Source organism: Loktanella sp. DJP18, assembly GCF_049310965.1.
In the GTDB taxonomy this organism is placed as follows: Bacteria; Pseudomonadota; Alphaproteobacteria; order Rhodobacterales; family Rhodobacteraceae; genus Loktanella.
The window spans coordinates 1-6964 of sequence record NZ_JBMERN010000156.1 but is presented as its reverse complement, the minus strand read 5'-3'; the positions used below and the strand labels follow the sequence as shown (position 1 = coordinate 6964).

Annotated in this window: 5 protein-coding genes and 1 pseudogene; 5 read left to right on the top strand and 1 reads right to left on the bottom strand. The window is 58.5% G+C overall.

Annotation, left to right across the window (positions count from 1 at the left end; all coding sequences use genetic code 11):
• Positions 1-179 precede the first annotated feature (179 nt).
• From ACOI1H_RS22390 to tnpC, 3 genes are all read left to right on the top strand, one after another.
• Positions 180-506: a transposase gene (locus tag ACOI1H_RS22390; protein ID WP_422440309.1), complete on the top strand. Its 327-nt coding sequence runs from the start codon at positions 180-182 to the stop codon at positions 504-506.
• A complete protein-coding gene (gene tnpB, locus ACOI1H_RS22385; protein ID WP_422440307.1) occupies positions 503-847 on the top strand; it encodes an IS66 family insertion sequence element accessory protein TnpB in 345 nt (114 codons plus the stop codon). Before ACOI1H_RS22390 ends, tnpB begins: the two co-directional genes overlap by 4 nt.
• A gap of 84 nt (positions 848-931) precedes the next feature.
• A complete protein-coding gene (gene tnpC, locus ACOI1H_RS22380; RefSeq protein ID WP_422440305.1) occupies positions 932-2527 on the top strand; it encodes an IS66 family transposase in 1596 nt (531 codons plus the stop codon).
• Between the two features lie 170 nt (positions 2528-2697).
• On the opposite strand, the gene ACOI1H_RS22375 is transcribed toward tnpC, so the two are convergent.
• Positions 2698-3090 (bottom strand): DUF2177 family protein, encoded by a 393-nt coding sequence (locus ACOI1H_RS22375; protein WP_422440303.1) that lies wholly within the window; start codon positions 3088-3090, stop codon positions 2698-2700.
• A gap of 465 nt (positions 3091-3555) precedes the next feature.
• Between ACOI1H_RS22375 and ACOI1H_RS22370 the strand changes: the two genes are divergently transcribed.
• Both ACOI1H_RS22370 and ACOI1H_RS22365 read left to right on the top strand, forming a co-directional pair.
• A complete protein-coding gene (locus ACOI1H_RS22370) occupies positions 3556-5970 on the top strand; it encodes a PAS domain S-box protein (RefSeq protein ID WP_422440302.1) in 2415 nt (804 codons plus the stop codon).
• 290 nt (positions 5971-6260) lie between these two features.
• Positions 6261-6556: pseudogene (locus ACOI1H_RS22365) on the top strand (hypothetical protein).
• Positions 6557-6964 lie beyond the last annotated feature (408 nt).

Here is a 6964-nt window from a genome sequence, read left to right as displayed (position 1 = left end):
CCGTCGGCGTCTGCCCCGACGATCGGTGCCATGCCCTTCGGGAAGATGGTAAGCGACAAGGCAGCCCCGTGGGTTAAATGGCTTCCTGTTCCTGGGTAGGTTTGCGGCGTTCACGCAAGCGCCGGGGTTCTATGTCTACGACCAGTCCTACGCCTATGCCTACGCATGGTAGCTTTCAATTGATCGAAGCCGTTGTCGAACGTCTTGACGGTGCGCCGGTGGGCGAGCGTCGTCGCTGGTCGGATGAGTTCAAGGCGCAGGCCGTCGCCGGGGCGCTGGAACCGGGCGTGAACGTTTCAGCGCTGGCCCGCCGTCTGGGGATTTCGCCCCCGCAGCTGTTTGGTTGGCGCAAGGCTTTCCTGAAGGCCCATGCGCAGACGACAGTTTCACCCGGCACACCCGTGCCAATGGTGGAGATCGTGTTGGGCAGTGTCATCATCCGCCTCAGCCCTGACCTCGACGAGGCTGCGCTGCGCCGGATCATTCGTGCGGTGCGCACAGCATGATCCCGTCCGGCGTGAAGGTCTTCCTGGCCAGCCACCCTGTCGACTTCCGCAAAGGACCGGACAGCTTGCTGGCGCTGGTCCGCGATGCGGGGAGCGACCCGTTCAGCGGGGCACTTTATGTGTTCCGCGCAAAGCGGGCGGACCGGATCAAGATCGTATGGTGGGACGGCAGCGGGGTCTGCCTTTATGCGAAGCGTCTGGAAAAAGCCGGGTTCTGCTGGCCGCGGATCGGTCATGTCCGGGTTCAGCTGAACACTGTCCAGCTGATGGCGCTGGTGGATGGCCTGGACTGGAAACGGGTGCGGCCGGTCGCCGTCCGGCGCCCCGAAACTGTCGGCTGACCGGTCCTGCGGCAGCGATAATTTGCGCTGCTGCATGAAGAAAACGCGAGCAAAACAGGGGGAAACATGCTCTAACCGGAGGTGATGAGCAGCAGTGGATCCCCCCTTCCTGACGACATGGATCAGTTGAAATCCATGGTGCGCGCCATGGCCGCGCAAGCGTGCCGTGCGGACGCGCTGGAGCGTGAGATCGAGACGCTCAGAGCCCGTAACGCGGATGCCGACGAGCGGATCAAGCGGCTGATGCAGATCCTGAAGGCTTATGACCGGGCACGGTTCGGACGACGGTCCGAGAAGCTTGGCTCTGCCACGGCGGGTGATGAGGATGCGCAGCAGGCTTTCCTCTTCGAAGAGATCGAAACGGGTATCTCGGCCCTGCGGGCGCAGATCGGCAAGGGCCAGGCTTCACAGGAGAAGCGGGCACCCCGGCCACGCAAAGGCTTCCCGCCGCATCTCGAGCGTGTTGAAGTGGTCATCGAGCCTGACGACCTGCCGGAACATGCCGGCAAGCAGAAGGTGCTGATTGGCGAAGACGTGGCCGAACGGCTTGATGTGATCCCGGCGAAGTTCCGGGTCATCATCACCCGCCGCCCCAAATACGCGTTCAAAGGCTGGGACGGTGTCATCCAGGCGTTGGCCCCGAACCATATCATCGAGAGTGGTCTGCCGTCAGAGGCGTTGCTGGCGCAGATTGCGGTCTCGAAATACGCAGATGGGCTGCCGCTCTACCGGCAGGAGGGTATCTATGCCCGTGACGGAGTGGACCTTGACCGCCGGCTGATGGCCCAGTGGATGGGCCGGATTGGCTTCGAGCTGGATATCCTTGCAGACCATGTCCTGCGTGAGGTCTTGAAAGGCGACAGGGTCTTTGCGGATGAAACCAGCTTGCCAACCCTTGCCCCCGGCAACGGCCGCGCGAAAAAGGCCTGGCTCTGGGCCTATGCCCGTGACGACACGCCGTTCGGCGGAAGCGGTCCGCCCATGGTGGCCTATCGCTTTGAGGACAGCCGGTCCGGAGACTGTGTGCAGCGGCATCTCGGGGGATATCGCGGTATCCTGCAGGTGGACGGCTACGCCGCCTACAGCAAGCTGGCACGCAAGGAAGGCAGCAACGATGGTCCGCTATTGGCGGGATGCTGGGCGCACAGTCGACGCCGCTTCTATGAATTGCACACGACTGGTGCATCTGAGGTCGCCACTGCGACGATAGAGAAGATGACTGAGCTCTGGACGATCGAGGCAACTGTTCGCGGTCAAAGCCCCGAAGCCCGCGCGGCGGCACGCCAAGCTATCTCGACACCTATTGTCGCGGCGCTGTTCGCGCTGTGGGAACGGACCCTGCCGCGCATCTCGGGCAAGTCGAAGCTGGCAGAAGCGCTGCGCTACGCCATGACGCGGCGCGAGATCTTCGAGCGCTTCCTAATTGACGGACGCGTCGAGTTGGATTCCAACATCGTCGAACGGGCCATCAGACCCCAGACCATCACACGCAAGAACAGCCTCTTCGCCGGATCGGACGGTGGAGGCCGGACATGGGCCACGATCGCGACCCTCCTGCAGACCTGCAAAATGAACGATGTCGACCCTGTCGCCTGGCTGACGCTGACCTTGGAGCGCATCGCCAATCAGTGGCCAAGTGCTGAACGCGATGCCCTCATGCCGTGGAAATACAACGCCTGAACGGTCACAGCTTCCCGCTTACGGAAGATGGCGGTCAGTGGTTCTGCATTGCCGAGCGCGTCATCCGCTGCATCGACGGCAAAGAGCTGCCGCATCGCATCCTTGGCCATCGTGATGGAGTAGAGGTTGCACATGAGATGATCCCGGATGATGTCAGAGAAAGCCGACGGTCAGCCTTGAAAGCGCAACACGAGTGCACCGCCAGCCCAAGCACAAAAACCCGTCAGCACAGCGCCCCACATCGTATGAGCGGCGACCATCTGCCAAGACCAGTCTTTCATGATGGACATCGAGGTGAACTCGTAAGTTCCATAAGCCATCGCACCTATGATACCCCCGTGAAGTGCTGCCCGGCCAGGTGCGACATCACGCAATGCGGGGATCGACACCAGAAAAACGAGACCTGCGACATAGGCCAGGTAGAACAAGCCTGCCGGCGCAAGCATCGGGCTGTCGCGCATCGTTTCCCCAAGGTGGCGGGTGAAGAGAGGCTTCATGACATAAGTCAACATGACAGCATCGATTATCAGAAATAGAACGGCTGTGAGAACGTATAGGATCATGGCGGCCCTCCAAGCTTGGTTTTTCGTCAACGTAGGCCGATGCGGTCTGACGGCGATGCGCGCTGACTGTCACAAAAACTAACAGCCTTGGCTGTCGACTTTCATCATAGCTCAGCAGTCGAAGCTCACGTCTGTCATCAGCATTTGTCACGATTGAGCAGATCGACTGTCGGCAGTGCGCACAGAGCCGTCGTTCGCTGAATCCTTCTCTACCGCCATTTCCACCGGAAAACCGGTCCAAATCGCTTCCGCAGTGGTTATGTGACGTGGCTATTTGGCCTTCGGAACGTATGATATCATCGCCTTGCGCCTGCTGAATTCCTACATGTCGAAGTGAAAATGAGGTCGTCGTGATGACCGCTATTTTCGTAGCGGAAAATCTGTGCTCAACATGCATATCAGACAGGTCATCTTGCAATGGCCCCAGTATTGTGTGCGAGAACGAGTTTGCAAAAACGGTCAGGAATGACGAGTGATCGGCTTGGTCGTATCGTCGAAGACGCCGCCAGCGAAGTCTACATCTTTTCCTCAGATGACTTCAGATTCTCATTAGTCAATCGTGGTGCCCGCGAAAATCTTGGCTTCACGATGGAGGAGCTGCGCAGCAAGACGGCATGGGATCTCAAACCTGCCATATCGGAACTGGCGTTCCGCAAGCTTGTCGATCCGCTCCTGACGGGCGAACGTTCCGCGCTCGAGTTCGAGACGTTTCATCAACGAAAAGATGGCACGCGCTACGATGTCAGGGTCCATCTGCAGCTGATCTCGACGGATGGTGAAAATATATTCTATGCGGCCATTCAGGATATCACAGCCCAGAATGAGACAGCAGCGGCCCTGACAAAGGCCTCGTCGCGGCTGGATGCCATCCTGGGCAACACCACGATGGCGGTCTTCATGATGGATGAAAACCAGCATTGCGTGTTCATGAATAATGCCGCCGAAATGCTGACCGGTTACAGGTTCACCGAAACCGAAGGTCGGCCTCTTCACGAAGTGATCCACCACACCCACCCCGATGGAAATCACTTCCCGATCGAAGACTGCGAGATTGATCGTGCCCTGCCGGAGGACAACAAAGTCCAAGGCGAAGGCACATTCGTCCATAAGGACGGAAGCTTCTATCCTGTAGGTTTCACGGCCTCTCCCATGAAGGATAAGAGTGGAAAGATCGTCGGCACCGTCATCGAAGTGCGTGACATCACCGAGGAATTGCGAGCCCGGGATGCAGAAATCGAGTTCGGCAATGTGATGGAGGCCCGCGTCGACGCTGCAATGGCCGAGCGCGACCGCCTTGAGGCGCAGCTGGTCCAGTCGCAGAAGATGGAAGCGGTCGGTCATCTGACAGGCGGCGTCGCGCATGACTTCAACAACCTGCTTCAGGTGATCGGCAGCAACCTGCAGCTACTGCTGAAGAGACTGCCAGCCGAAGACGCCAATCGAAAATTTGCCGACAACGCGATGACAGGCGTTTCGCGCGGTGCAAAACTCACCGCACAACTTCTTGCGTTCAGTCGCCAGCAGCCCCTTGAACCTGCGCCGAAGAATGTTGGTCGGATCCTGCGCGATATGGATGACATGCTGCGACGGACGCTGGGTGAAGCCACCGAGATCGAGACCGTGATCTCCGGCGGTCTTTGGAATTGTCTTGTCGATCCAATCCAGTTGGAAAACGTGATCCTTAATCTTGCAATAAACGCGCGTGATGCCATGAACCACCGCGGCAAACTCACGATTGAGGCAGGCAACGCCTCGCTTGACGACGCCTATGCCAGAGACCATCCGCAGATGGTGCCTGGACAATACGTGATGCTTGCCATGACGGACACCGGCGGCGGCATTGATCCTGAAATCATCGAAAAGGTCTTCGATCCATTTTTTACGACTAAGCCGACGGGAAAGGGCACGGGGCTGGGGCTCAGCATGGTCTATGGCTTCATTCGTCAGTCGGGGGGCCACGTGAAGATCTACAGTGAGACAGGCCATGGAACGACGGTTCGCATCTACCTTCCCAGAAGCCGGGAAGAAGAGGACACGCGCCAGGCGCAGCCCGGGATCGAATTACCTCAGGGAAACGGGGAGCTCGTTCTTGTGGTCGAGGACGACCATGCCGTGCGTGAAACGGCCATGGATCTGCTGCGTGACCTCGGCTTTGCGGTCCTCAGCGCCGAGAACGCCGACAGCGCGATGGCGATTGTCAACAGCGGTGCGCAGATCGATATCCTGTTCACCGATGTGGTCATGCCCGGGACTCTGCGTAGTCCCGAGTTGGCCAAAAAGGCGAAAGAGAGGCTGCCCGAGATCGGTGTTCTGTTCACGTCGGGCTATACTCAGAACGCGATCGTCCATGCCGGCCGGCTTGACGACGGCGTGAACTTGTTGAGCAAACCTTACACGCGCGAACGTCTGGCGCAAAAACTCGCTGAAGTCCTGGCGCAACGCCCGCTGCCAGAGCCGAACGCGACCCCACGGCAAGTGGCGGACAAGCTTGTTGACGATAGCAATGGGCCAGAGAAACGTCGGCGCGTGCTACTGGTTGAGGACGAGGTCCTGATCCGGATGGCAACTGCGGACATGCTGACCGACCTGGGCTATGACGTTGTCGAAGCTGGAACGGTAGCGGAAGCCACGAAAATGCTGAGCCTTCAGCCAGTCGAGGTGATGCTGACCGATCTTGGTCTTCCTGACGGAGATGGCATGGACCTGGTCAGACGCGTTTTGGCAAACTTCCCACATCTTGGGGTGATCATCGCCTCGGGCGCTGATTTGACGGGTCTGATAAACGGGAGCTATTTGGAGCGACGCGTAGTAAGTTTGGTCAAACCTTACGATCAACGATCATTCGAAGCTGCGCTCAAGCAGTGCTTCGAAGTATCATAAGGATTTATTGATCGGTGAAGCATGTATGCAGTGCAGCGTGCAGCCATAAGGGTTCTTTCCGGACCTTCGCCGCGCAGCGCACGAACGGCCGCTCTTAGACACAACGAAAGCACACCATGTAGTCTTGGCTGGAGCATCGTCGCGGCGACCGCCGCCCTCGAGCAGCCGGATGAGGCGTTGCTTGTCAGCGCTCGCTAGGACGTGGGCCCACTGCGCACCAAATGTTGCCAGCTTGATTTTGTTCATGTTACGTTCTAAATGTGAGACACATTCATTGTTAGAGTTCTGTCATGGAAACATCAGCCTTTGTCTTATCCGCTACACCGCGTCAGATTGCCTACGCACGGTCTATTGCGGAACGAAACCGCAACTTACTGCCGTGGGACGTTCAGCAGGATCGTCGTGCACTCAGCGCTTGGATGGACGCGCAGACCCGGTTGAAACCAGCCGTCGAAATGATCCGCGGCCGAGTTCCAAGCAGGTTGCATTCGCTGAGAAGCTCGCACTGATAAAGCGGCGCGCCGTCCCAGATGAATGTTTCCGCGACAAGGGCCTGATGTCGAAGTGGATCGATGGCCACAAATGACGTCGCCTGTTGCGTATTGCGCAGCGACTGATCGCCGACATATTTCATGCGACGGCGACGCTTGCAGCATCCCGACCCAGCGTTCTCTGCGCGTCAATCATCACCGGAGCATCGATACCGATCATCGGCGCGATCCGTTCTGCGATGTCGTGCAGGTCCTCACATCATCGAACGGCGGCCGGAAAGTAGCATTGGTAGGCGCCCCAAGACAGCGGGAAATGGCACGTAGGACGTGCTTCCCGCCGCTATATTGGTTACAAGCGCGTCAAGGCGTGGTTTTGCACGGGGAAAAAACAACACATGGACGATGACCTCCGGACCGATCAAGAGGGCGTTCCGAACCATGGTTTTGAAATGGCAGAAGAACTGTCTTACCGCCTCAAGCAACAGAGACTGACCGCAGAGTTC

Bases quoted from the DNA above. Each gene is read 5' to 3' on its own strand.
- tnpB (WP_422440307.1), top strand. From the start codon at position 503: ATGATCCCGTCCGGCGTGAAGGTCTTCCTGGCCAGCCACCCTGTCGAC.
- tnpC (WP_422440305.1), top strand. From the start codon at position 932: ATGAGCAGCAGTGGATCCCCCCTTCCTGACGACATGGATCAGTTGAAA.
- ACOI1H_RS22375 (WP_422440303.1), bottom strand. From the start codon at position 3,090: ATGATCCTATACGTTCTCACAGCCGTTCTATTTCTGATAATCGATGCT.
- ACOI1H_RS22370 (WP_422440302.1), top strand. From the start codon at position 3,556: ATGACGAGTGATCGGCTTGGTCGTATCGTCGAAGACGCCGCCAGCGAA.